We start from the raw sequence: 21,869 nt of genomic DNA, 5'->3' as shown, positions 1-21,869 counted from the left end.
GCTACTTCCCAGCGCGGATGATCGCCTCGATATTGCGCTCGGCCAGCGCGGTAATGGTGAGCGACGGATTGACCGTGCCGGTGCTGCCGGGAATGGCCGCACCGTCCATCACGTACAGGCCGGGGTGGCCGTGTACGCGGCCATTGCCGTCGGTGGCCCGGCCGAGCACCGCCCCGCCCAGCGGATGGGCGGTGAACAGGGCGTTCGCGTCGTAGCCGAGTGCACCGTATTCGACCAGAGCATTGGCGCGTTCGGCGATCCGGTGGTCCACCGCGCGGGCGGCCGCCACGATATCGTCACGGTTCTTGGTCGACCAGGACAAGCCGACCGCATTGCGGGCGCGGTCGTAGCCGAAGCGCGCGCGGGCCGGATCGAGCACCATGCCCAGTGAAGCGAGCGCACCGGTCTCGAACGGAATGCCCGGGATATACCAACTTTCCAGCGTGAGCGGCACCGCGGATTCATCGAGGATCCGGCTCACGCTCGGCACGCCCTGACCGAAACCGGCGAGCTGGCTGGCGCCGCGGGCCAGCACCACATCACCGTTGGTGCCCCAGCCGTCGCCGATGTGCTCGTTGAGGTTCGGCAGTGCACCGGTGGCCTGGGCCCGGACCAGCAGTTCCGAGGTGCCGACCGAACCGGCGCCGAGGAACAGGCGGTCACAGGTGAGGGTGCGGGTGCAGATCACCTCGCCGGTCGGCGCGAGTTTGGTGACGGTCACCGCGTAGCGGCCGCCGGATTCCTGTGCGATGGAGTCGACACGGTGCCCCGGATAGATCGCGGAATTGCCGGTGCCCTGGGCATAACGCAGGTAGTTCTGGTTCAGGTCGAACTTCGCGCCATTGGAGTTGCCCAGATTGCTGCGCGCTACCGTGGCGGAAGGCCTTGTGGTACCCACGATTTCGCCGCGCACGATATCCCAGTTGAAGATCGAGTCGTTGGCGAGCGGCTGGTAGCCGGCCTTGCGCACCTGCTCGTCCCAGGCCCGGGAGTGCGCGAACGGCGACGCGGCGTAGAGGTCGCCCGGAATCGGACTGAGCCGCAACATCTCCCGCACGCGGGGGTAATAGACGCTTTCCATTTCGCCGTAGTCGACCGTGCCGCCGAAGACGTGGTCGAAGAAGCGACGCTCGGGTGCGACCATCGCACCGGAGAAGATCACCGAGCCGCCACCGACCGCGGCCGCCCGCCAGACGTCGATGCCCGGATACTGGGTGCAATCGAGCACCCCGCCGAAGCTGGCGAAATGCATCGGCACCTTGGTGACGCCGGTGAAGTTGGTGCGATGCCAGAAGCCACGGCCGTCGGGCAGATCGTCACCGGTGAAGATCTCCCGCCACGGGTCGTTGGGCCAGCGCGAACCGCGCTCCAGCACGGTATTGGCGATACCTGCCTCGGCCAGGCGCAGCGCGGTGACCGCGGCGCCGAAGCCGGAGCCGATCACGATCGCGGGCGAATGCGCGGGCGGATCGGGAAGTGGCGCAAATATTTCCGGGACCCACATGCGGAAAAGGTTGTCCCACATGGGATCTACGGCACCGGATGGGCCCGTACCCATTGCAGCACCCGCGACACCCAACATCGCGGCCGTACCTGCTGCCTTGAAAAAGGCACGTCTGTGCACCCGGCCACCTCCCTCGTCACGCATGGCCGAGCGCAGACTACCGGGATTCCGGTGCGCTGAACAGTGCTGGCAATGATCTTGGTCGACCGAAGGGATGCACGGGCGCCGGCCGTGGTTGTCGAGGCGACCGAGCACCCCGAAGCCGGAAGGCCGTGGCCTGTTCAGTCGGCGAAAGGTGCCCTGTCCGGCTTGCAGGTCGCACCGGGTGCGGGGAGTTGCAGGTCGACGAGATAGTGCTCCTGGAGACGGCCCGCGCAGTCGCTGACCACATTATGGCCATAGCCGCCCTCTATTACCACAAGTCTGGCGTTGACCAATTCCTGCTGAGCCCGGCGCGCGGCCGTCAGCGGGGTGACCGGATCGAATCGATTGTTGAACAGCAGGGCCGGCTTATCCGAGCGCAGGATCCACGGACCGGTGATGCGCTGCGGATAGCCCTTGGCGGATGCGGGCCAGGCCCCACAGGCCTGGCGCAGATACAGCCACATGGCCCCGTAATGCGGCGCGGTGTTCGCGAGTTCGGTTGCCAGCGTCGGCCATTGCTCGGGTTCGTGACCGAAGCTGTTGTCCGCGCAGCTGATCGCGGTGAAGGCGTCGAGGAAGTCTTCCGTGAAACCGCCCGCCGCCAGAATCTGTTGTACGGCCTCTGGATTGCCTGCCGGGCCGCGCTCGAGTTCGGTGAGCAACTCGGCCAGCGCGGGCCAGCCCTGCTTCGGGTCGTAGAGCATGGTGGCGTGCGCGGGCAGCACCTCGGTCAGGGTCACGGCGCGGGCGCGCTCACCCTGTCCGACCTCGATCGGGCCCTGACGCAGCCGGTCGAGCACGGCATCATTGCGGGTGCGCAGTGCGGCGGCATCGGTCTTGGCCGGGCCCGCGAAGGCACACCGCGGCTGCCCCGCTTCGGCACACAGCCGCAGGAATTCCGTGAGCACCTCCTCGGTGCCCGCCGCGGAATCGGCGACCTGGGCGCGCGAATCGTTGGTGTAGGCGTCCGGATCGATCATCGAACCGAGTTGCAGCGCGCGGACCCGGTCGCCGAAGAGCGCGCCGTAGACCTCGCCCAGATAACTCGCATAGGACCCGCCCTCGTAGGTCATCGTCGCGTCGCCGACCGCGCGACGCAGCAGATCCAGATCGCGGGCGGCATCGACGGTGGTGAGATGCGGCAGTAGCTCCGGACTGTTCGCGGCGCATGCGGCGGCCAACGCACGGGCGTTGCGCGCGGCGATGCCCTCCTGTTCGGCATTGGTCGGTGGGAGCAGGAAGTCGGACCAGAACCGGTGCTGCTCTTCGGCATTCGAGAAGCAGCGCACCTGTCCGCTGCGGCCGATGCCGCGCTGGTCGAAGGTGATCACATCGAATCGGCGGGCCACCTCACCGGAGAACAGCTCGCCGTGGCCGGCCCATGTGAAACCCGAACCGCCCGGTCCGCCGACCGCGGTGAACAGGGTGCCGATGCGCCGTTCCTTTTCGGTGGCGGGCTGTTTGATGATCGCGAGGGCCAGCGTCGGGCCGCTGGGCTGCGCATAGTCGATCGGAACCGCCGCGGTGGCGCACTCGTACCTGCTCAACTCGGGGTCGGCGCACTGCGCCCAATCGAGTTTCGGGGTCGGCGCCGCATCGGCCTGTGCGACGAGTTCGGCGATCTGCGATACCGCCTCGCTCTGCCGGGTACACGCGACCAATGACGGCACCAACACGATCAGTGCCAACCCGACGAACTTCCACCCGCGCATACCGATCATCCTGCGTTGCGGACCCGGCCCACGTCGTCCTCCTTTGGGACCAATCCCGCTCCGCCGCAAGTGCGTCCGCACTAGGGGCTGCACATCTCGAGTGCCACGTACTTCCTCCACCTCGGGTCGGATTCGCCGGTCGACAAGACTATGGCCGCTCGGCCCTCGGGCCGACCATCGCGCCGCTCGGTGCTAGGTCATCAGCAATCGGACGACGGCGATGCTGCCGACCACCACGATCACCCCGCGCAGAACATTGGGCGGCATCCGCCTGCCCATCTTCGCGCCCAACTGCCCGCCGATGATCGAGCCGACGGCGATCAGCGCCGCCACCCGCCAGTCGACATGGGCGATCAGCGTGAAGATCACCGCGGAGACCGCGTTGACCAGCAGTCCGAGCACATTCTTCACGCCGTTCAGGCGCTGGATGTCCTCGTGCACGAACACCCCGAGCAGGCCGATCAGCAGCACGCCCTGCGCCGCCCCGAAATAGCCGCCGTAGATGCCGCACACGAAGATCGCGAGGAACAGGATCAGGCCGCCGTGTTCGGGGTGCGGACCGGTATCGGCCTCGCGGCGCTGTTTCACCCAGCGCGCCAGCCGCGGCTGGACCACGACCAGGATCAGCGCCGCGATGATCAGCACCGGGACGATCGCCTTGAAGGCCGACGCGGGAAGCGTGAGCAGCAGAATCGCGCCGGTGGTGCCGCCGAGCAGGGACGCGGTGCCGAGCCGGACCAGCCTGGCGCGCTGTCCGGCGAGTTCGCGCCGGTAGCCGTGCGCGCCGCTGATTCCGCCGGGGACCAGACCGATGGTGTTCGAGACATTCGCCGTGACCGGCGCGATCCCGAAAGCAAGCAGCACCGGGAAGGTGATGAGGGTGCCCGATCCCACAATGGTGTTGATGCCGCCCGCCGCGATACCCGCGCCGAAAACGGCCAGTTGCTCCAACCAAGTCATCTGAACTACCTCTTACGTCCCGTCGGAGCCTGTGGTCGACGTCACAGGGACCCGTACCGGCGTTCACCAGCCGGTCGGAACGCTAATCGTTACGTCGGATGACCGGACGATGGGGACCGGACTTTCATCGGCGCATTGCCGCACTGTAAACTCGCCGACATCATGCAGCGGGCACTTCTTCTCGGCCGCCGCGACGGGGTCTGATCGGACCGGCTTCCCGTCGCGGGGTTCTGCGGCGCCGGTCGACCCCATAACTGGGATCCACCACACCCTGGAGAAATCGCATGTCCCCCGCTGACGCTTTCGTATCCGGCACGCGCACCATCACACCCCCGTCCAAGCCCGCGCCCGCCGACCAGCCCACCTGGAACCGGCAGCAGAACTCGTCCATGCCGACCTTCCGCTACCGGCCCTTCGCCGAGGAAGTCGAGCCGATCACGCTGCCCGACCGCACCTGGCCGGACAAGATCATCGACCGCGCCCCCGGCTGGTGCGCCGTCGACCTGCGCGATGGCAACCAGGCGCTGATCGATCCGATGAGCCCCGCCCGCAAGCGCCGCATGTTCGACCTGCTGGTGCGGATGGGCTACAAGGAGATCGAGGTCGGCTTCCCGTCGGCCAGCCAGACCGATTTCGACTTCGTCCGCGAGATCATCGAGGACGGGGCCATTCCCGAGGACGTCAGCATCCAGGTGCTGACCCAGTGTCGCGCCGAGCTGATCGAGCGCACCTTCGAGGCGTGCGCCGGTGCGGCCAATGTGATCGTCCACTTCTACAACTCGACCTCGGTGCTGCAGCGGCGTGTGGTGTTCCGCGCGGACCGGGCGGTGGTGAAGAAGATCGCGACCGATGCCGCGAAGCTGTGCCTGGAGACCGAGAAGAAGTATCCGGACACCAACTGGCGCTACGAGTACAGCCCGGAGTCCTACACCGGCACCGAGCTGTCCTACGCCAAAGAGGTCTGCGACGCGGTCACCGAGATCATCGCTCCGACCCCCGACAAGCCGATGATCATCAACCTGCCCGCGACCGTCGAGATGGCGACCCCGAATGTGTACGCCGATTCGATCGAATGGATGAGCCGCAATCTGGCCCGCCGCGATTCGATCGTGCTGTCGCTGCACCCGCACAATGACCGCGGCACCGCGGTGGCCGCCGCCGAACTGGGTTACCAGGCCGGAGCCGATCGCATCGAGGGCTGTCTGTTCGGCAACGGTGAGCGCACCGGCAATGTCTGCCTGGTGACGCTGGGGATGAATCTGTTCTCCCGCGGCGTGGATCCGCAGATCAACTTCTCCGATATCGACGAGATCCGCCGCACCGTCGAATACTGCAACCAGCTGCCGGTGCACGAGCGCCACCCGTACGGCGGCGATCTGGTCTACACCGCGTTCTCCGGATCGCACCAGGACGCGATCAACAAGGGTCTGGACGCGATGAAGGCGGCGGCCGACGCAGCCGATTCGGATGTCGACGACATCGTCTGGGAGGTGCCCTACCTGCCGATCGACCCGAAGGATGTCGGGCGCACCTACGAGGCCGTCATCCGGGTCAACTCGCAGTCCGGCAAGGGCGGCGTCGCCTACATCATGAAGACCGACCACGGGCTGGTACTGCCGCGGCGGCTGCAGATCGAGTTCTCCCAGGCGATCCAGAAGATCACCGACGGTGAGGGCGGCGAGGTCTCGCCCAAGGAGATGTGGGACGTCTTCGCCGAGGAGTACCTGAGCCCGATCCGCCCACTGGAGCGGATGCGCCAGAAGGTCACCGCCTCGGAAACCGACGGCGGTGTCGACGCGATCACCGCGGTGGTGAAGGTCGACGGCGTGGAGCAGGAGATCACCGGCGCGGGCAATGGACCGCTCGCCGCCTTCGTCGACGCGATCGCGACGGTCGGCTTCGATGTGCGGGTGCTGGATTACTCCGAGCACGCGATGTCGGCTGGTGATGACGCACAGGCCGCCGCGTATGTGGAGTGCGCGATCGGCGACAAGGTGGTTTGGGGTGTGGGTATCGCCACATCCATTACGACCGCGTCGCTGCGGGCTGTTGTGTCGGCGGTCAATCGGGCGCACTGAGGCAGGATCGTGGCGCGCTGAAGCGCTGGGCACCGCCGAGGACGTCAGCGGCGGAACGACTTTCCGAACGGAAGACGAGTGCGCGGCTGCCGGTGACCACAGTCGGACCGCCGGATTCCGCGCGCCGGACGTGGCCGCCCGAAGCGGTGCCCTGCGTACAGTTAAAGCAAGTCCAGCTTGCGTTTTCGGGGGTGCGGATTGACGAATGACGCGATACGGCGTCGGCCCGGCGGCCGGTCTGCCCGGGTGCGGCAGGCCGTGCTCGACGCAGCGTTGAATATATTGGCGGACAAGGGAATCGCGGACTTCGCGGTATCGGATGTGGTCGCGTTGTCGGGGGTTCACGAGACGACGATCTATCGACGTTGGGGCACCCGCGACGACCTCATTATCGACACGCTGCTGAGCAATAGCGAACAGCGCATTCCGGTACCCGATACCGGTTCGATCCGCACCGACCTCTACCAGTTGCTGGGCGCGATCGGAGAGTTTCTCGACACACCGTCCGGGCGTGCGCTCAGCCAGGCACTGTCCCGCGGCGGTGACGAACCACGGTGGGCGCAGATGCGGGCAACGTTCTGGGGCACGCGGCTGCGACTGACCCAACCGATCATCGAACGCGCCATCGAGCGCGGTGAGATGCCCTCCGACACCGATCCACGGCTGCTGCTCGAGACATTGATCGCTCCACTGCAGTTCCGGACGCTGAGCACCCGCGAACCGATCGACCAGCAACTGTGCACCCGTCTCGTCGATCTCCTCCTCGACGGGGCCATCTCCGGTTCCCGGTGAGCGCATCGAAACCCGGAACAGCTCGCGTCGAGTGGCGGAGTTCGCGGTCGCGGCGGTTATGACGCGGCGACCGGCGCAGCCGCGACCATCCAATTGCTGAACTCTGTTGCCAGGTGCCATTGATGTTCGCGAATGGCGCTGGCGGGGAACACTCCGGGGAACTGCACGGTCAGCAGCGCCTCCAGCCCGCCGTCTCGGTCGCGGAGCTGGTGGCGGACACCACCGATGACCAGGCCGTCGTCGAGCACGGCCTGGCCCGCGATCTGGATCGGATAGTCGGGGTTGATCGGGATGGCCAGCTTGTCGGTCGAGTCGTAGTCGACGATGAACCTCGAGGCCGTCGGTGATCCGCCGGTGGTTTCGACGACTTCCTGACGCCCGTCGGGCAGGCCGCGCAGCAGGTAATGGTCAGGGCACGCGTCGACCATGTCGGTTTCGTTATTGGTGGCCGTCAGATTGTCGAACCACGCGGCGAAGCGCGCGGCCGAGTAGTTCGGGACCTCGATACGGATGACGCTGTGCGCGGTCCGCCCTCGGCTCGCGGCGACGCCGATCCGGGCCATGCGCTCGGAGAACGCCAACTCGCGCCTGAGCATGGCATACGCACCGGCATGTCCCAGCCGCATCTTCATATCCGTGAGCGCCGCCCGCTGCGCATCGAGAGGAGCGCGGCGCAACTCCTCGATCGTGCGCCCCGACATGATCTCCGCAACGGCCCGACGCCCCAGCCGAGCAGCGAACTTACCGAGCACCGATACGGCCCGGCGCGACTCCCACGCACGCACCCTCTCCCGGGACACCCTGTTGTCGCCGATGGTCGCATGGATCTCGATGGGATCGCTCATGACGGTTCCTACCTCTTGTTATTCGGTGAATCGGTGTCGTGCGCCGTTGTTGGAGGCGACATGCCAGGTCGGGGACCGCCAGCCGAACACGAACCCCGGCTGACGGAGCCCTCTTCCTTAAAACAAGTCGACCTAGCGTTAAGAATGCTGCGGACGCCCTCTAAATGCAAGTGCCACTCGCTTTTGTGGGTTGGGGTCAGCCAAAAGAGGGGACGCTCCTGGTGCCCCGCAGCCTCGTCCCAGAAGACGGTCGGTGCGCATCCAGCAACGCCGACCACCTGCAGCGGTGCTGATTCGGCTGCGAGATCGGAAACTCGGTCAGCAATCCGCGTTATCCGAGTTGCGACCACTCCGAATCAAGAACCGGCCCTCGGACATTCGCGCGGCGGCATGTCGAGCCATCAACCGGCCGACGTGTTTCGCTGTTTCTGCTGCTTTGCGATCGGCCCTGCCTTCCTCGACGACCACATGCGGCCCACGCTCTGCTCGCCTTTCTTGGCGATACCGAAACCGGACATCCCCAGCCATCGAGGTCGTTCGGCCCGGCGCGGACCGGACTCGTTGGGTGGTTCGATGGCCCGGATTCGTTCGAATGGGGTTCATTGAGCCGAGTTCGTTCGGCCCAGGTTGGCTCGGCTCGAATTCGTCCTGAACCGAGCCCGTTTCGACCGCGCTCATCCGGGCGGGTTCGTCGAAACCGAGCTCGCCCGAGCCAGGTCATCTCAGCCCGGATTCGTCCTCGACCGAGTCGGTTGGACCGAGCTCATCGGGATGCGCCGACCTCGATCGGCCCGGGTTGGCTCGGCCCGGATTCCTGCTCAACCGAGCTCTTTTGGACCGAACTCATCGGAATAGGTTCATTTGGACCGAGCTCGCTCGAGCCGGTTTCGTTGGACCGCGCTCCCTCGAGCGGAGTTCATGGAGCCGGGCTTTGTTGGGGCCGAGCTCGTTCGGGCCGGGTCCGAGCGATCCGGCACCTCGGCCGAGACCGGGGAGTACGGTGAGAACAGGACGTCCATTGGTGACGATATGTTGCCGATCCGGGCGTCCGAGTCTCGAACTCGCTGTTGGATCAGTGTTTTCGAGACACCTGCTGGCAGTGGTTAGTGGCGGCGTGTCACTCGGCGCGTCTGCTGTATACACCACGGGGCGGGGGCATGAACCCCGTGCTAGCGTTGATTCGCATTCAAGCGCCGAGCTCTCTGCTCGAATTCCGAGCAGATGGGGGAACAGTGACAACTAACGACCACAACCCGACTTCTCCGCCCTGGCTGCAGAGTCATTCGGTGGATACGGCCGAGGTCACCACCGACTCCTCGGGTCAGCACGCGGCGCAGGACGAGGCGGCCGAATCCGCAGCCGTCGACGCGGCACCCGAGCACGCAGGCGACGAGCACGATACCGCCGAGGCCACCGACCAGCACGAGTCCGAGCAGCCCGACGAGCCCGCACAGCCGGAGCCCGGGCAGTTCGCCGGATACCCCGCGGGGCCGATGGATCAGACCACGACCTACCCGCAAGCCGGGATGCCGCAGCAGTACGGACCGCCCGACGGCTTCGCGCCGCCCGGTGCGCCGGAGCCGTACGGGCCTTACAGCACTGGCCAATTCGCGCAGCCGGGTCCTGGACACAGTGGTAGCCACCCGGTGCAGCCCGAGCCGTCCTATAGCGAGTTCCGGCAGGAGATCGGGCCCGATGGGCTGGTCCGGCGAGTGTCGCAGGATGGTCAGGGCGATCCGCAGAGCGGGCCGATCTACAGTTGGGCGCCGCCACCACCGGTGCAGCAGCCGCCGATGTATCAGCAGCCGCCTATGGGTCAGCCACCCATGGGTCAGCCACCCATGCAGCCGCCTATGGGTCAACCACCCATGGGTCAGCCGCACGCCGGGCAGCTGCCCTATGCGGAACAGGGCCCACCGGGCTATGCGGATCACGGGCCGAATACCGGTCAGATGCCGTACGCCGAGCAGGGACCGCCGCCCGGATGGCAAGGCGGACCGCCGAATCCGTATCAGCCGCAGCAGCCGTTCCAGCCCCAGCATGTGCCCCAACCTGGGCAGCCAGGGCATTCGGTCAATGATCTGAACCTGCTCAAGCGGGCCAGGAAGGCACCGCGCAGTGGCTGGCGCCGGGCCGTGCACAAGGCCTCTGGCGGCATGATCAATCCGGGTGAGTCCGCGGCGGATGTCGTCTTCCGCGATCTCGTCGACCGGGTGAATCAGCCGGTGCGCGGGGACTATCGGATCGCGATCCTCTCGCTCAAGGGTGGCGTCGGCAAGACCACGACCACGGTCGGGCTCGGATCCACGTTCTCCTCATTGCGCGGCGACCGGGTCATCGCGATCGACGCCAATCCCGACCTCGGCACGCTCGCGCACCGGGTGCCGCGGCAGACCCGCTCCACCGTGCGCAACCTGCTCGAGGACCACCACATCACCAGGTACTCCGATGTCCGGGCGCATACCTCCCAGGCACCGAGCCGCCTGGAAGTGCTTGCCAGTGAACAGGATCCAGCGGTTTCCGAGGCCTTCAGCGAGGCCGACTACCGCCAGGCCATCGGCATCCTGCAGTCGTTCTACAACATCATCCTCACCGACTGCGGCACCGGCCTGATGCACTCGGCAATGGCCGGTGTCCTCGATATGGCCAGCTCGCTGGTGCTGGTGACCTCGCCAGCCATCGACGGCGCCCGCAGCGCCTCCGCCACCCTGGACTGGCTCGACCATCACGGCTACGGCAAGCTGGTCGAACGAACCGTTGTGGTGGTCAACGCCTCTCGCCGCGGCGCCTCCACCGTCGACCTGGACCAGCTGCGCAAACTCTTCCTCGACCGCACCCGAGCAGTCCAGGTGGTCCCCTTCGACGACCACCTCGCCGAGGGCGCCGAAATCGACCTCGAACTGGTCAGCAAACCAACCCGCCGGGCCCTCCTCGAACTAGCCGCCATGGTCGCCGACGACTTCAGCTACATCGGCTCCCAGCAATACCGCCCAACCCCACCCCGCCACCACTAGCCCCCGGCCCGCGCCGCCTCCAGCCCCCGGGTTCAGGGTTCCGATACTGGCGCACAATATTTGGCTACCTCGCATAGAGCACACGCTGTGCGAGGTGGCCAGTTGCTGTGCGGCAGAAGGTTGTTGGCACCGACAGGGCCATGCCGCTGCGGATGGTCGCGGGGCCAGCACCGTTAGCAGCGAGTGCTCACTTGGTGGGCGGCGGTTTGGAAGGCTTTTAGGACTGTGGCTATGGCGGGGCGGGTGGGGGCGTGGGGGCGGGTGGCCAGTTCGTAGAGGCGGGCGGCGCGGACGCCGGAGAGGCGTAGGACTGCGAGGTTGGGGTGGGTTACCGCCCAGCGGGGCATGAGGGCTACGCCGTAGTTGGCGGCTACCAGGGTTTCGATGACGCGGAAGTCGTTGAGGCGCTGGGCGATACGAGGTTGGACGCCGGTCATGGTGGCGATGGAGCGCAGGACGTCGTCGACCGGGAAGCCGCCGCGGACGCTGAGCCACGTTTCCTCTGCGAGTTCGGCGGGCGTCACCTCGGTGCGGCTGGCGAGCGGATGTGTAAGCGCGACAACGACATCGGTGGGCTCGCGCATGAGGGTGGTGGTGCTGACGCGCGGGCCCGCGATGCCGGGTGAGCGTTCGTCGCGGTGGGTGAGGACGATGTCGTAGTCGGCGAGCAGGCGCGGCACTTCGCTCGGCGGAACATCCTCGTCGCGGGCGATGACCTCGACGCCACTGTCGGCGAGGGCGGGCAGCACCCGCGGCAGCAATAGTGCGGCGCCGGAGGGAAACAGCGCGACCCGGACGCGACCGCGGGCGGAGCCGCGATAGTGCGCCATCTCGGCCACGGCGCGGTCCATTGCGGCGAGCACCTCGTCGGCGCGGACGACGAGGGCGTGCCCAGCATCGGTGAGGCGCACCCGCCGACCATCGGGCTCGAGCAAGGCGACACCCGCCTCCTTACCGAGCACCTTGAGCTGCTGCGACACCGCAGACGGCGTCATCGAAAGAGCCTCGGCGACAGCCGCGATCGTCCCGCGATCCGCGAATTCGCGCAGCACACGCAGCCGTTCAACCGCCATCGGCGGCCCAACACGCACGTTCTCCGACGCCGCCCCCCGTACCGTTCCCGCGGCAGGTACTGACGCTGCCGTCGCTGATGTTCCAGTGCCTGATGCCGACGCTCGGACCAACGACCCGGTGCCCAATGGCGGCGCCCCTGCACCTGATGCAGACAGCGAAGCCGAGAGTGAAGACGACCCCTCGACTGGTGGCGACGCTGTAGCCGATGGCGGCACCGCATCCGATGCAGACAGCGAAGACGAAGGCGACACGGCCGATACCAGCACAGCATCCAATGCTGACACTACGCACGTAGGCGACGCTGAGGCCGATATCGAAGCGGTTGCAAATGCCGACGCCACAGCTGGCGGCGATACCGTGACCGATGCTGACGGCGACGCTTCACCTGATGCTGACCGCGCTGCGTCCGACAACGATCCCGTGCGCGACAGCGACACTGCGGGCGAGGGCGATGCGGCGGCCGATCCTGATGCTGTGGCCTGGGGAGTAGTCGGTGGTGCGGTGATCGCAGGGCCGATGGTCTCGTGCGCCGGTCGCGGGGTGGGCGGGTGATGCGGGGTAGCGACCATTAAGTGATACTACATTGATAGTGCATATTTATTCGATTGTTCTTATTTGTTTTATTACTCACGATAAAGAACGTGACGAATCGTGATCGACTGCTCGGGCTTGCTGTTGTGGTGCTCTGGGGGCTGAACTTCATTGCCATTCGGGTGGGGCTGAACCACTTTCCACCGTTCTTTTTCGCTGCGCTGCGGTTTGTGGTGATCGCGGTGCCGGTGGTGCTGTTCGTTCCGCGCCCGGAAGTGCCGCTGCGGTGGTTTCTGCTGTACGGCATCGGATTCGGGATTCTGCAGTTCGCGTTCCTGTTCACGGCGATGCGGGCGGGGATGCCGACCGGGTTGTCCTCGCTGGTGCTGCAATCCTCGGCGCCGTTCACGGTTGTGCTGGGCGCGCTGTTGCTGCGGGAGCGGTTGCGCGGGACGCAGTTGTTCGGCATTGCTGTCGCGGTGGCGGGCATCGTGGTGATCGGGGCCGATCGGGCACAGCACGCCGCACTGCTGCCGGTGGTGCTGACACTGGCGGGCGGGCTCGGGTGGGCTTTCGGCAATGTCGGGTCCCGGCTGGCCACCGCATCAGGCGGCGTCAACCCGCTGCACCTCACGCTGTGGATGACGGTCGTGCCGCCGATCCCGCTGTTCGCGCTGTCCGCACTCACCGAGGGACCGACCACCGGCTTGCGCGCATTGACCGACGCCACCTCCCCCAGCGGCTGGCACGCACTGCTCGGCCTCGCCTATATCGTCGCGCTCGGCACCATAGCGGGCTCCGGCCTGTGGACCTACCTGATGAGCCGCTACCCGGCCAGCACTGTCGCGCCGATATCCCTGCTGGTCCCGGTGGTCGGCATCCTCGCCGCCTGGGCCGCATTCGGCGAGGACCCGACCCCGCTATCGCTGCTCGGCGGAGCCATCGTGATCGCTGGTGCGTTCGCCGCAACGAAGGCCCGTCGCCGCGATGAGCCCGCGCCAGCGGAATCGGTTCCAACCGTCTCGGCACCGGATCGCCCCCTCGGCCGGCAGCCCCTATTTGTCGAGGCCTGACCCGCCAGCGACAACGGACCCGGCACGCCCGGGTCCGTTCGGCTTGCCGCCGCGACCCGGGCACCCACGAGCGGCACATCGCGGTGAGCGCCGCGCAAGCGCGAACCCTCGCGACGATCTCACCGAAATGCCCACCGACGGAACCGAATTCGGACACGCGGCGTCAGCATCTGGTGGCGGGATGCGAAACAGCGCGGCCATCATCGCCTGGCGACAGCATTGCCGCGCCTCGTCACGCCAGGACGAACCGGCTGCGCCGAACAACCCTCGACACAGCCTGTGATAAATAGGCAGCTCTCGCCGCAAGCGAGCTACCTGGCGCTTCCTCCGAACCCCGGCAGTATCGACCGCCGCAATGTCCCGACCTGCGAAGGTTGCGTACAACCTCGGTTCCAGGAAGTAACTCGGGCCGCTCGCACAGCCCGGTAATGTCTGCCCCGCTGTATTCGCGAACCGGTTAAGACCGATCGAGGTTCGAGTGGCGGCGTCAGGGGTGGGTCGGGGTGCCCGCCGGTTGTCGCTTTACAGTGTTTGCGGCGGTAGAGGTCAGGTCCCGAGGCTAGGCACAAAGAAGCGCATGGCAGATCAACAGTGGGCCGTTTCGCGGCGAGCAATGCTACGCGGGACGGTCGCGATGGGGGTAGCGACGGCGGGGGCACTGACGGCCGGTGCGCTGAGACCGGTGCCTGCCGCGGGTAGTCCCGGCGGCAGGCGGGTCGCGGTACTCGGCGGTGGGGTCGCGGGTTTGACCGCGGCGCACGAATTGGCCGAGCGTGGATTCCAGGTCACCGTGTACGAGAGACGCGCGCTCGGCGGCAAGGCGCGCAGCATTCCGGTGCCGGGCACCGGATCAGGGGGACGGCCGGACCTGCCCGGCGAGCACGGCTTCCGTTTCTTTCCCGGCTTCTACCAACACATTCCGGATACGATGCGGCGAATTCCGTTCGCGGACAATCCGAATGGCGTCTGGAACAATCTGATCGGCGTGCCCGAGGCCCGTTTCGCGCGACGCGACGGCGACGATTTCCGGCTGCCGCTCGGCCCGAAGGCCCGCACGAGTTTCACTCCGGAGTCGTTCCGCGAAACCGTGGGCGCGACGATTTCGACGGCGCTGAAAATGCCCGCCGATGAAGGCGCCTACTTCGCCGAGCGGCTACTCGTCTTCAACTCCAGTTGCGACGCCCGCCGCTACGGCCAGTGGGAATACACCTCGTGGCGTGATTTTGTCGGCGGGCAGGAGCGCTCCCACGAATTCCGCGCATTGCTCTCGCGCACGCTGACCAGCATCATGGTGGCCGCGAAGGAGGATGTCGCCAGCGTCCGGACCATCGGCACCATGGGCGAACAGTTCCTGGGCAACCCCTTCGAGATCGGCAACGACGGCGCACTGGACCGGGTATTGAACGGTCCGACCAATTCGGTCTGGATCGATCCGTGGGTGCGGCGGCTGCGTGAACTCGGCGTGCAATTCGCGCTCGGCACCGAGGTGCGCGGGCTGGATGTGCGGGATCGGCGCATCGCCGCGGCCCGCGTCGTCGACGAGACCGGTACCACGCGCGGTGTCGACGCCGACTATTTCGTGGTGGCGCTGCCCGCCGAACAGGCCCGCGCCCTGTGGTCACCCGACGTGCTCGCCGTGCGTCCGGAACTGGCCGCGATGGATCGGCTGTTCGTCGACTGGATGAACGGCATCCAGTTCTATCTGCGCAGGCCGATGGATATTTCGCGCGGTCACACCGCCTATATCGATGCGCCGTGGTCACTGACCTCGATCACCCAGAATCAGCTCTGGGCGCGCAAGCTCAACGAATTCGGCGACGGCACCGTGCAGGACTGTCTTTCGGTCGATATCTCCGACTGGAACACCCCCGGAATGCTCTACGGCAAACCCGCCAAGGAATGCACACACGAGGAGATCGCCCGCGAGGTATGGGCCCAGATCACCGCGCATCTCAATGATCGCGGTGAGCTGCTGCGCGACAACGATCTGCACTCCTGGTTCCTCGATACCGGCATCAGCTGGCAGGAATCCCAGCGGCGCAATGCCAATGCCGACCCGCTGCTGATCAATACCGCCGGTTCCTGGGATTGCCGACCGGAGCCCCACGGCGCGCTCGAAAACCTGTTCCTGGCAGGCGATTACGTCCGCACCAATGTCGACCTCGCGACCATGGAGGGCGCCAACGAATCCGCGCGCGACGCGGTCAACGCCATTCTCGAGGTATCCGGCTCGAATGCCGAACGCTGCCGCAAGTTCACCCTCTACCGGGTCCCCGAGTTGGAACCACTGCGCCGCATCGATGCAGACCGCTACGCGGCAGGTCAGCCGAACCTGTTCGACGTGCGTCTCTAACCCCTGGACTCGCCGCGCAGATCCCCCTAGAGTGCCAACGTAATCACTGATTTCGTGAGCACATGGGTAACTCGTCGGGTACACCCGAGAGTCGTTCGGCACACATCCGGCGGCCCGGAACGAGAGTCCCCCGTGCTCGAGGACCGGCAAGAGTTCCGGGGAGGCGGGGAAGCATGGGCGAAATCACGGGCACCACTGAGATCACCGACCCGGCCGACCTGCGGCAGCTGCTCGGGGCGGTGATGCCGCGAGCCGCGACCAAGGAGCGCATCGCACTCCATCCGCGCGACCGCGACTGGATCGCCGCCACCCCGTTCATCGCCCTGAGCACCAGTGATGCCGCAGGCAACTGCGATACCTCGCCGAAGGGCGATCCGCCCGGATTCGTAAAGGTGCTCGACGACACCACCATCGCCATTCCGGAACGCCCCGGCAACCGCAGGGCCGACGGCTATCTGAATATCCTCAGCAATCCGCACGTCGGCCTGCTGTTCATGATTCCGGGCCGCCGCGAGACGCTGCGCATCAACGGCCGGGCCCGGCTGGTCCGCGACGCTCCGTACTTCGATGACATGGTGGTGCAGGGCCACCGCCCGATCCTGGCCATCGAGGTCGATATCGAGCAGATCTTCTTCCACTGCGCGAAGGCGTTCATCCGCAGTCACCTGTGGGAACCGGAGCTGTGGCCGGAGGACCACCTGCCCAGTCCGGCATGCCTGGTCAAGGAGGTCCAGACCAATGTGACGGAGTCGGTGGAGGAACTGGAGCGCTACTACTCGCCGGAGAATTACAACGCCAAGCTGTACCGGGAGTGAGCACCGTCACTGCCGGTCGGCGAGCGGCCCGCAGCGAATGCGTCGGCGAGCAGAACACATAGACTCGCGGCGTGGCAGACATAACGGTGCGCGGGCGGCTCGCCCTGCGGGCAGCGGCGGCGGCGTCTTGGGCCTCGCAGAAGGCGGGACGCGGCAAGGGATCGATGATCGGCGGGCTCATCGCGCTGCAGATCGATAAGACGATCATGGATCAGCTCGGCCGCGGCCGGCGCACCGTGCTGGTGACCGGCACCAATGGCAAGTCGACCACCACCAGGATGACCACCGCCGCGTTGAGCACCCTGGGCAAGGTCGCCACGCAGGCCGACGGCGCGAATATGGACGCGGGCATCGTGGCCGCGCTGAGCGCCCACCGCGGCACGCCCCTGGCCGCGATCGAGGTGGACGAACTGCATCTGCCGCATGTCACCGATTCGCTGAACCCGTCGGTGGTGGTCCTGCTGAACCTCAGCCGCGACCAGCTGGATCGGGTGGGCGAGATCAATATGATCGAGCGCAGGCTGCGCGCGGGGCTGGCGCGGCATCCGCAGACCGTGGTGATCGCCAACTGTGACGATGTGCTGGTCACCTCTATTGCCTACGACCATCCGAATGTGGTGTGGGTCGCGGCGGGCAGCGGCTGGTCGATGGATGCGACGAGCTGTCCGCGCAGTGGCGAGCCGATCGTCTGGGAGGGCGCGCACTGGCGCAGCACCGGCGCGGATTTCGAACGGCCCGAGCCGAATTGGTGGCTCGATGGCGATGAGCTGGTCGGGCCCAACGGTATCCGGCTGCCGCTGAAGTTGGCGCTGCCCGGGCGGGCCAATAAGGGCAATGCCGCACAGGCAGTCGCCGCGGCGGTCGCACTCGGTGCGGATCCGGCGGCGGCGGCGACCGCGGCGGGCACGGTGCGCGAGATCGCGGGCCGCTACCGGACCGTGCAGGTCGGCGAGCATGCCGCCCGGCTGCTGCTGGCGAAGAATCCGGCGGGCTGGCAGGAGGCGCTGTCGATGATCGAGCCCGATTCGGCCGGTCTGGTGATCGCGGTCAACGGGCAGGTGCCCGATGGCGAGGATCTGTCCTGGCTGTGGGATGTCCGGTTCGAGCATTTCGAGGGCGTGCAGGTGGTGGCCGCGGGTGAGCGGGCCACCGATCTCGCGGTGCGCCTCACCTATGCCGGAGTCGAGCACACCACCGTGCCGGATCCGTTGCGCGCCATCGCATCCTGTCCGGCGGGGCGGGTCGAGGTGCTGGCGAACTACACCGCGTTCCGCGATCTCAACCGCGATCTGGAGGAGCAAGTATGAGCGCATCGCGCAGCGATTCGATGGGGGGTGGTGGCCGGGTGACGGGCGGGCCCGAATCGACCGTACGTATCGGCTTGGTGTTGCCCGATGTGATGGGCACCTACGGCGATGGCGGCAATGCGCTGGTCCTACGGCAGCGGCTGCGCATGCGCGGCCACGCCGCGGAGATCGTCGAAATCACCCTCGCCGACCCGGTTCCCGAATCACTGGACATCTATACCCTTGGCGGAGCCGAGGATTCGGCGCAGCGGCTGGCCACCCGCCATCTGCAGCGCCATCCCGGCCTGCAGCGGGCCGCCGCGAAAGGCGCTCCGGTACTTGCCATCTGCGCCGCCATCCAGGTGCTCGGCCATTGGTACGAGACCTCCTCCGGCGAGCGCGTCGACGGCGTCGGCCTCATCGACGTCACCACCTCCCCACAGGCGAAGCGCGCGATCGGCGAGGTGACCACCACCCCGCTGCTCCCCGGCCTCACCGCCGCCCTCACCGGATTCGAAAACCATCGCGGCGGAACCAAACTCGGCGGTGACGCGACCGGGCTCGCGCACGTCACCCGCGGCGTGGGCAACGGTGTCGGCGACGGCCTCGAGGGTGTGGTCCAGGGCTCCACCATCGGCACCTACATGCACGGTCCAGCCCTGGCCCGCAACCCCGAACTCGCCGATCTGCTCCTGTGCCGTGTCCTCGGCGTCGACGAACTCCCACCCCTGCACCTGCCGGAGGTCGACCAACTGCGCCGCGAACGCCTGCGCGCCTGATCGCCGATGCGTGGCCGATCGTGGGGGGGTCGCCCGCGCGCGCAGCGGGATAGCCTGCGTGGCAGGGTGGTCGCGCGGTGTGCTATGGGTGCAACACCACGCACTTTTTGCCTAGGGCTTCAGCGGATTACCGAGTGACGCACGATACGCTCCCGCTATGGCGACGATCACATCAGCGAGATCGGATCGGCTCGTGCAGCATTCGGCACGGGAGGACTACCAGCCGGCCCTTGTGACCCGACTACGGACATGGCGGCCGCGTCCGCTACATGCCTCGGCGATCGTCACCGGCATCGTCGCACTGACGTCATTCGAAATGTCGTTTGCCGCATTGCACGACCTGTCGGTGCGAAACCTGGTGGCTCCGGCGCTCGCCGCGAATGTGCCGATCGCCATCGACGGCCTGGTCATCGGTTCGATAATCGCCACCGCCACCTTCCGGCGGGGAAGTTCGGCATGGTGGTACGCGACGGGACTGTTCGTTGTCTGGACACTGGTTTCGGTCGCCGGAAATATCGAATACGCACGCGAAATCGGGGGTAGCCCCGTGTCTTTGTCGCTGTACGCGGGTATGCCGCTGACGATGCTGTTCGCGGTGCACCTCACCCTGATGCTGTTCGGGCGAGGACGCGAGCGCAACCGCGTCGCGGATCCCGCCCCAGTGTCGCAAGAGGATCGCGATCCGGTACCGCACGAGGAGTACGGCCGAGCACCGCAACAGGATCACACCCGAGCACCGCAACAGAATCACACCCAAGCACCGCTGCCGGATGAAGCCGAAGCGGCGAAAGAGGATTGGGGCCCAGCAGCGAAGGAGGATCGGAACCCAGCAGCGAAAGAGGACCGGGACCCAGCGGCGAAAGAGGACCGGGACCCAGTAGCGAAAGAGGATTGGGGCCCAGTAGCGAAAGAGGATTGGGACCCAGCGGCGAAAGAAGAGGATTGGGACCCAGCGGCGGAAGAAGATTGGGACACCCAGGACGATTCGGACTCCACACCGCCGCCCGAGCGCGTCGTACCGACGCGGATTCCCGTAATCCTGGAGAATACCGATCCGCTGCCCGTCGCTCCCAAGATGATGCTGACCAGTGCACTGTCCGGGACCGACTACACGGGGGCGCCGCGAATCATTGCGACGTTCGCGACCGCCGGGCCGAACGGCCAGACAAAGATCGGCCCCTTCTAGAACGGGTGCGAGCGGACCGCTCGTTTGGGCGGTCTGCCGCGCCTGAGGTGCTCACCCTGCTCGAACTGCTTCAGCCACAATCGGACACGTCGATGGAGAAACGATGGCTTTCAACGTTTGGCAAGACCAGGGCATAGATCAGTTCCGGGAGATCGCGGGCCGACTCGCGTCGGTGATCCAGAGCGGTATCGATCGATCGGGCGCTTTGAACCAGTTCGCCGAATCGGTCAACAACGGCGAAGCATTCACCGAATTGATGATCGAATATTCGTCCCGGTGGTTCACCGAAACCGGCGGACGCTCCATCTTGATCGGGCCGGAGCTGTTCTGGCTGCTATCGGAGCCGAGCCCGCGCCGGGCGTCCGGCACCAGCCTGCGAGCTCAGGAATCCTATTTGGATACCGAATTGACGGCCGGACAGCGGGCCCGGATTCTGCTGCTCGTGTGCGTATACGAGGCGCTGGCGCAAAACCAGTGGGCACCGGAAGGCATTGCGGAACACATGATGACCAACGGGGTCGGCTAGGTAGCGCAGCGCGGCGTAGTACCGCGCGTACCAACGGTGCGCGCGGTCAGCGGGAGTCGGCAGTGGCGCAGAGGTCGTGCACCAGCCGCATCTTCTCCAGCACTGGGTCGGGCAGGACGAAGGGGTAGAGATCGTCGTGGCCCATGGAGCGGTTGACCATATTGAGTGACCAGGCCAGGGGAAGCCAGAGGTCGATGATGTGGTCGAAACCGGCGCGACCCACCTGGGGGCGGTCCAGAGTCGCACCCGCCGGAGCGAAGCCGAAAGCGGCCGCGGTGTCGAGGGTGTCGCGGATGTGCAGGTAGTGGGCGAAGGTTTCGGCCCAGTCCTCGGCGGCGTGCATACTGGCGTAGGACGAGACGTAGTTGACCTCCCAGCCCCCTGGCGCGCCCTCGGAGTAGTGGCGGTCCAGTGCTGCTCGGTAGTCCGCGTTCGGATCACCGAACAGGGTCCGGAAGCGTTGCCTGGCATCGTCATCGGCGATCAGCACATCGAAGTAGTAATGGCCGATCTCGTGCCGGAAGTGGCCGAGCAGGGTGCGGTAGGGCTCGTCCATTTCGATGCGCAACTGTTCGCGATGGGGGTCGTTGGCCTCGGCCAGATCCACCGTGATCACGCCGTTCTTATGGCCGGTGATGACCTGGTCGGTGGCGCTGGAGAGCAGATCGAAGGCCAGACCGGTCTGCGGATTCTTATCGCGACCGACGATCGGCAGACCCAGTTCGACCAGTTCCATGATCAATCGCCGCTTGGCCCCCTCGGCTTGGGCGAAGGCCTGCATGCCCGCGGTGTCGAGATCATTGGGCCGGGTCCGGGTCAGGCGGCAGGACTCGCAAAGACGCGGTCCCCCGGTGTCATTCGACGCCGATGTGGCCGTGCTCGGCCAGGCATCGTCTGCCGCACCGGATTCGATCGCCCCGGGCAGCGGGACGACCGCACCGGCCTCGATGCCCGACTGTCCCGGTAATGGCACCAGCCAATTGCACTCCGCCACATGCAGGTTGTCGCAGAGCCGGAAGTGCTCGCGATCGACGACACCGGCCGACCGGTCCACCGCCGCGTCACCGGGCGGATCGCCGATCACCACCAGCGCGCGGTCGGCGAGGCTGAAGCCCAGTGGGCTGAAACAGGACAGGCATACGGAGTTCTCGAAGGCCAACTGCTGTCCACAGTTCGGGCAGGTGAAATCGCGCATCT

General features: G+C 66.5%; 17 protein-coding genes. 11 read left to right on the top strand and 6 right to left on the bottom strand.

Annotated features, from left to right (window positions below):
* Position 1 precedes the first annotated feature (1 nt).
* From ACQP2D_RS01875 to ACQP2D_RS01865, 3 genes are all read right to left on the bottom strand, one after another.
* Positions 2-1,648, bottom strand: coding sequence for a GMC oxidoreductase (locus ACQP2D_RS01875; protein WP_433682008.1), 1,647 nt, complete (start codon positions 1,646-1,648; stop codon positions 2-4).
* A 137-nt stretch (positions 1,649-1,785) separates the two neighbouring features.
* Complete coding sequence (locus ACQP2D_RS01870; protein WP_433682007.1) at positions 1,786-3,360, bottom strand: alpha/beta hydrolase; 1,575 nt, start codon at positions 3,358-3,360, stop codon at positions 1,786-1,788.
* Positions 3,361-3,552: 192 nt separating this feature from the next.
* Complete coding sequence (locus tag ACQP2D_RS01865; RefSeq protein ID WP_433682006.1) at positions 3,553-4,320, bottom strand: sulfite exporter TauE/SafE family protein; 768 nt, start codon at positions 4,318-4,320, stop codon at positions 3,553-3,555.
* Positions 4,321-4,604: 284 nt separating this feature from the next.
* On the opposite strand from ACQP2D_RS01865, the gene leuA reads away from it, so the two are divergent.
* Together leuA and ACQP2D_RS01855 are read left to right on the top strand one after the other, a co-directional pair.
* The gene (leuA, locus tag ACQP2D_RS01860) at positions 4,605-6,398 is read left to right on the top strand and encodes a 2-isopropylmalate synthase (protein WP_433682005.1); all 1,794 of its coding nucleotides are present in this window, start codon (positions 4,605-4,607) and stop codon (positions 6,396-6,398) included.
* A gap of 246 nt (positions 6,399-6,644) precedes the next feature.
* Positions 6,645-7,190 (top strand): TetR/AcrR family transcriptional regulator, encoded by a 546-nt coding sequence (locus ACQP2D_RS01855; protein ID WP_433685483.1) that lies wholly within the window; start codon positions 6,645-6,647, stop codon positions 7,188-7,190.
* Positions 7,191-7,246: 56 nt separating this feature from the next.
* Here the strand turns inward: ACQP2D_RS01855 and ACQP2D_RS01850 are convergent, their stop codons facing one another.
* The gene (locus ACQP2D_RS01850) at positions 7,247-8,035 is read right to left on the bottom strand and encodes a hypothetical protein (RefSeq protein WP_433682004.1); all 789 of its coding nucleotides are present in this window, start codon (positions 8,033-8,035) and stop codon (positions 7,247-7,249) included.
* A 1,526-nt stretch (positions 8,036-9,561) separates the two neighbouring features.
* Here ACQP2D_RS01850 and ACQP2D_RS01845 point away from each other — a divergent pair.
* A complete protein-coding gene (locus ACQP2D_RS01845; RefSeq protein ID WP_433685482.1) occupies positions 9,562-11,049 on the top strand; it encodes a MinD/ParA family ATP-binding protein in 1,488 nt (495 codons plus the stop codon).
* A 173-nt stretch (positions 11,050-11,222) separates the two neighbouring features.
* On the opposite strand, the gene ACQP2D_RS01840 is transcribed toward ACQP2D_RS01845, so the two are convergent.
* The gene (locus ACQP2D_RS01840) at positions 11,223-12,122 is read right to left on the bottom strand and encodes a LysR family transcriptional regulator (RefSeq protein ID WP_433682003.1); all 900 of its coding nucleotides are present in this window, start codon (positions 12,120-12,122) and stop codon (positions 11,223-11,225) included.
* A gap of 85 nt (positions 12,123-12,207) precedes the next feature.
* Between ACQP2D_RS01840 and ACQP2D_RS01835 the strand changes: the two genes are divergently transcribed.
* The 8 genes from ACQP2D_RS01835 to ACQP2D_RS01800 all read left to right on the top strand — a co-directional run bounded on the left by ACQP2D_RS01835 (position 12,208) and on the right by ACQP2D_RS01800 (position 20,672).
* Positions 12,208-12,675, top strand: a complete 468-nt coding sequence (locus ACQP2D_RS01835) for a hypothetical protein (protein WP_433682002.1) — start codon at positions 12,208-12,210, stop codon at positions 12,673-12,675.
* Between the two features lie 89 nt (positions 12,676-12,764).
* A complete protein-coding gene (locus tag ACQP2D_RS01830) occupies positions 12,765-13,727 on the top strand; it encodes an EamA family transporter (RefSeq protein ID WP_433682001.1) in 963 nt (320 codons plus the stop codon).
* Positions 13,728-14,361: 634 nt separating this feature from the next.
* Positions 14,362-16,080 (top strand): hydroxysqualene dehydroxylase, encoded by a 1,719-nt coding sequence (locus ACQP2D_RS01825; RefSeq protein WP_433682000.1) that lies wholly within the window; start codon positions 14,362-14,364, stop codon positions 16,078-16,080.
* Positions 16,081-16,253: 173 nt separating this feature from the next.
* The gene (locus ACQP2D_RS01820) at positions 16,254-16,895 is read left to right on the top strand and encodes a pyridoxamine 5'-phosphate oxidase family protein (protein WP_433681999.1); all 642 of its coding nucleotides are present in this window, start codon (positions 16,254-16,256) and stop codon (positions 16,893-16,895) included.
* Positions 16,896-16,966: 71 nt separating this feature from the next.
* A complete protein-coding gene (locus ACQP2D_RS01815; protein WP_433681998.1) occupies positions 16,967-18,202 on the top strand; it encodes a MurT ligase domain-containing protein in 1,236 nt (411 codons plus the stop codon).
* 20 nt (positions 18,203-18,222) lie between these two features.
* Positions 18,223-18,960, top strand: coding sequence for a type 1 glutamine amidotransferase (locus tag ACQP2D_RS01810; RefSeq protein WP_433685481.1), 738 nt, complete (start codon positions 18,223-18,225; stop codon positions 18,958-18,960).
* 157 nt (positions 18,961-19,117) lie between these two features.
* Positions 19,118-20,146: a DUF2637 domain-containing protein gene (locus tag ACQP2D_RS01805; protein WP_433681997.1), complete on the top strand. Its 1,029-nt coding sequence runs from the start codon at positions 19,118-19,120 to the stop codon at positions 20,144-20,146.
* 103 nt (positions 20,147-20,249) lie between these two features.
* Positions 20,250-20,672, top strand: coding sequence for a hypothetical protein (locus ACQP2D_RS01800; protein ID WP_433681996.1), 423 nt, complete (start codon positions 20,250-20,252; stop codon positions 20,670-20,672).
* 46 nt (positions 20,673-20,718) lie between these two features.
* Here ACQP2D_RS01800 and ACQP2D_RS01795 read toward each other — a convergent pair whose 3' ends face one another.
* Positions 20,719-21,867, bottom strand: a complete 1,149-nt coding sequence (locus tag ACQP2D_RS01795; protein WP_433681995.1) for a zinc-binding metallopeptidase family protein — start codon at positions 21,865-21,867, stop codon at positions 20,719-20,721.
* Positions 21,868-21,869 lie beyond the last annotated feature (2 nt).

The sequence above is a fragment of the Nocardia sp. CA-119907 genome, from assembly GCF_050955995.1.
Lineage (GTDB): Bacteria > Actinomycetota > Actinomycetes > Mycobacteriales > Mycobacteriaceae > Nocardia.
Note: the sequence above shows the minus strand (reverse complement) of the source record. Positions and strands in the feature narration are given on the sequence as shown.

Excerpts from the sequence above, each read along its gene's own strand:
- ACQP2D_RS01800 (WP_433681996.1), top strand. The coding sequence starts at position 20,250 with ATGGCTTTCAACGTTTGGCAAGACCAGGGCATAGATCAGTTCCGGGAG.
- ACQP2D_RS01805 (WP_433681997.1), top strand. The coding sequence starts at position 19,118 with ATGGCGACGATCACATCAGCGAGATCGGATCGGCTCGTGCAGCATTCG.
- ACQP2D_RS01845 (WP_433685482.1), top strand. The coding sequence starts at position 9,562 with ATGCCGCAGCAGTACGGACCGCCCGACGGCTTCGCGCCGCCCGGTGCG.
- ACQP2D_RS01875 (WP_433682008.1), bottom strand. The coding sequence starts at position 1,648 with ATGCGTGACGAGGGAGGTGGCCGGGTGCACAGACGTGCCTTTTTCAAG.
- ACQP2D_RS01795 (WP_433681995.1), bottom strand. The coding sequence starts at position 21,867 with ATGCGCGATTTCACCTGCCCGAACTGTGGACAGCAGTTGGCCTTCGAG.
- ACQP2D_RS01825 (WP_433682000.1), top strand. The coding sequence starts at position 14,362 with ATGGGGGTAGCGACGGCGGGGGCACTGACGGCCGGTGCGCTGAGACCG.
- ACQP2D_RS01870 (WP_433682007.1), bottom strand. The coding sequence starts at position 3,360 with ATGCGCGGGTGGAAGTTCGTCGGGTTGGCACTGATCGTGTTGGTGCCG.
- ACQP2D_RS01820 (WP_433681999.1), top strand. The coding sequence starts at position 16,254 with ATGGGCGAAATCACGGGCACCACTGAGATCACCGACCCGGCCGACCTG.
- ACQP2D_RS01865 (WP_433682006.1), bottom strand. The coding sequence starts at position 4,320 with ATGACTTGGTTGGAGCAACTGGCCGTTTTCGGCGCGGGTATCGCGGCG.
- leuA (WP_433682005.1), top strand. The coding sequence starts at position 4,605 with ATGTCCCCCGCTGACGCTTTCGTATCCGGCACGCGCACCATCACACCC.
- ACQP2D_RS01840 (WP_433682003.1), bottom strand. The coding sequence starts at position 12,122 with ATGGCGGTTGAACGGCTGCGTGTGCTGCGCGAATTCGCGGATCGCGGG.
- ACQP2D_RS01850 (WP_433682004.1), bottom strand. The coding sequence starts at position 8,035 with ATGAGCGATCCCATCGAGATCCATGCGACCATCGGCGACAACAGGGTG.
- ACQP2D_RS01810 (WP_433685481.1), top strand. The coding sequence starts at position 18,223 with ATGGGGGGTGGTGGCCGGGTGACGGGCGGGCCCGAATCGACCGTACGT.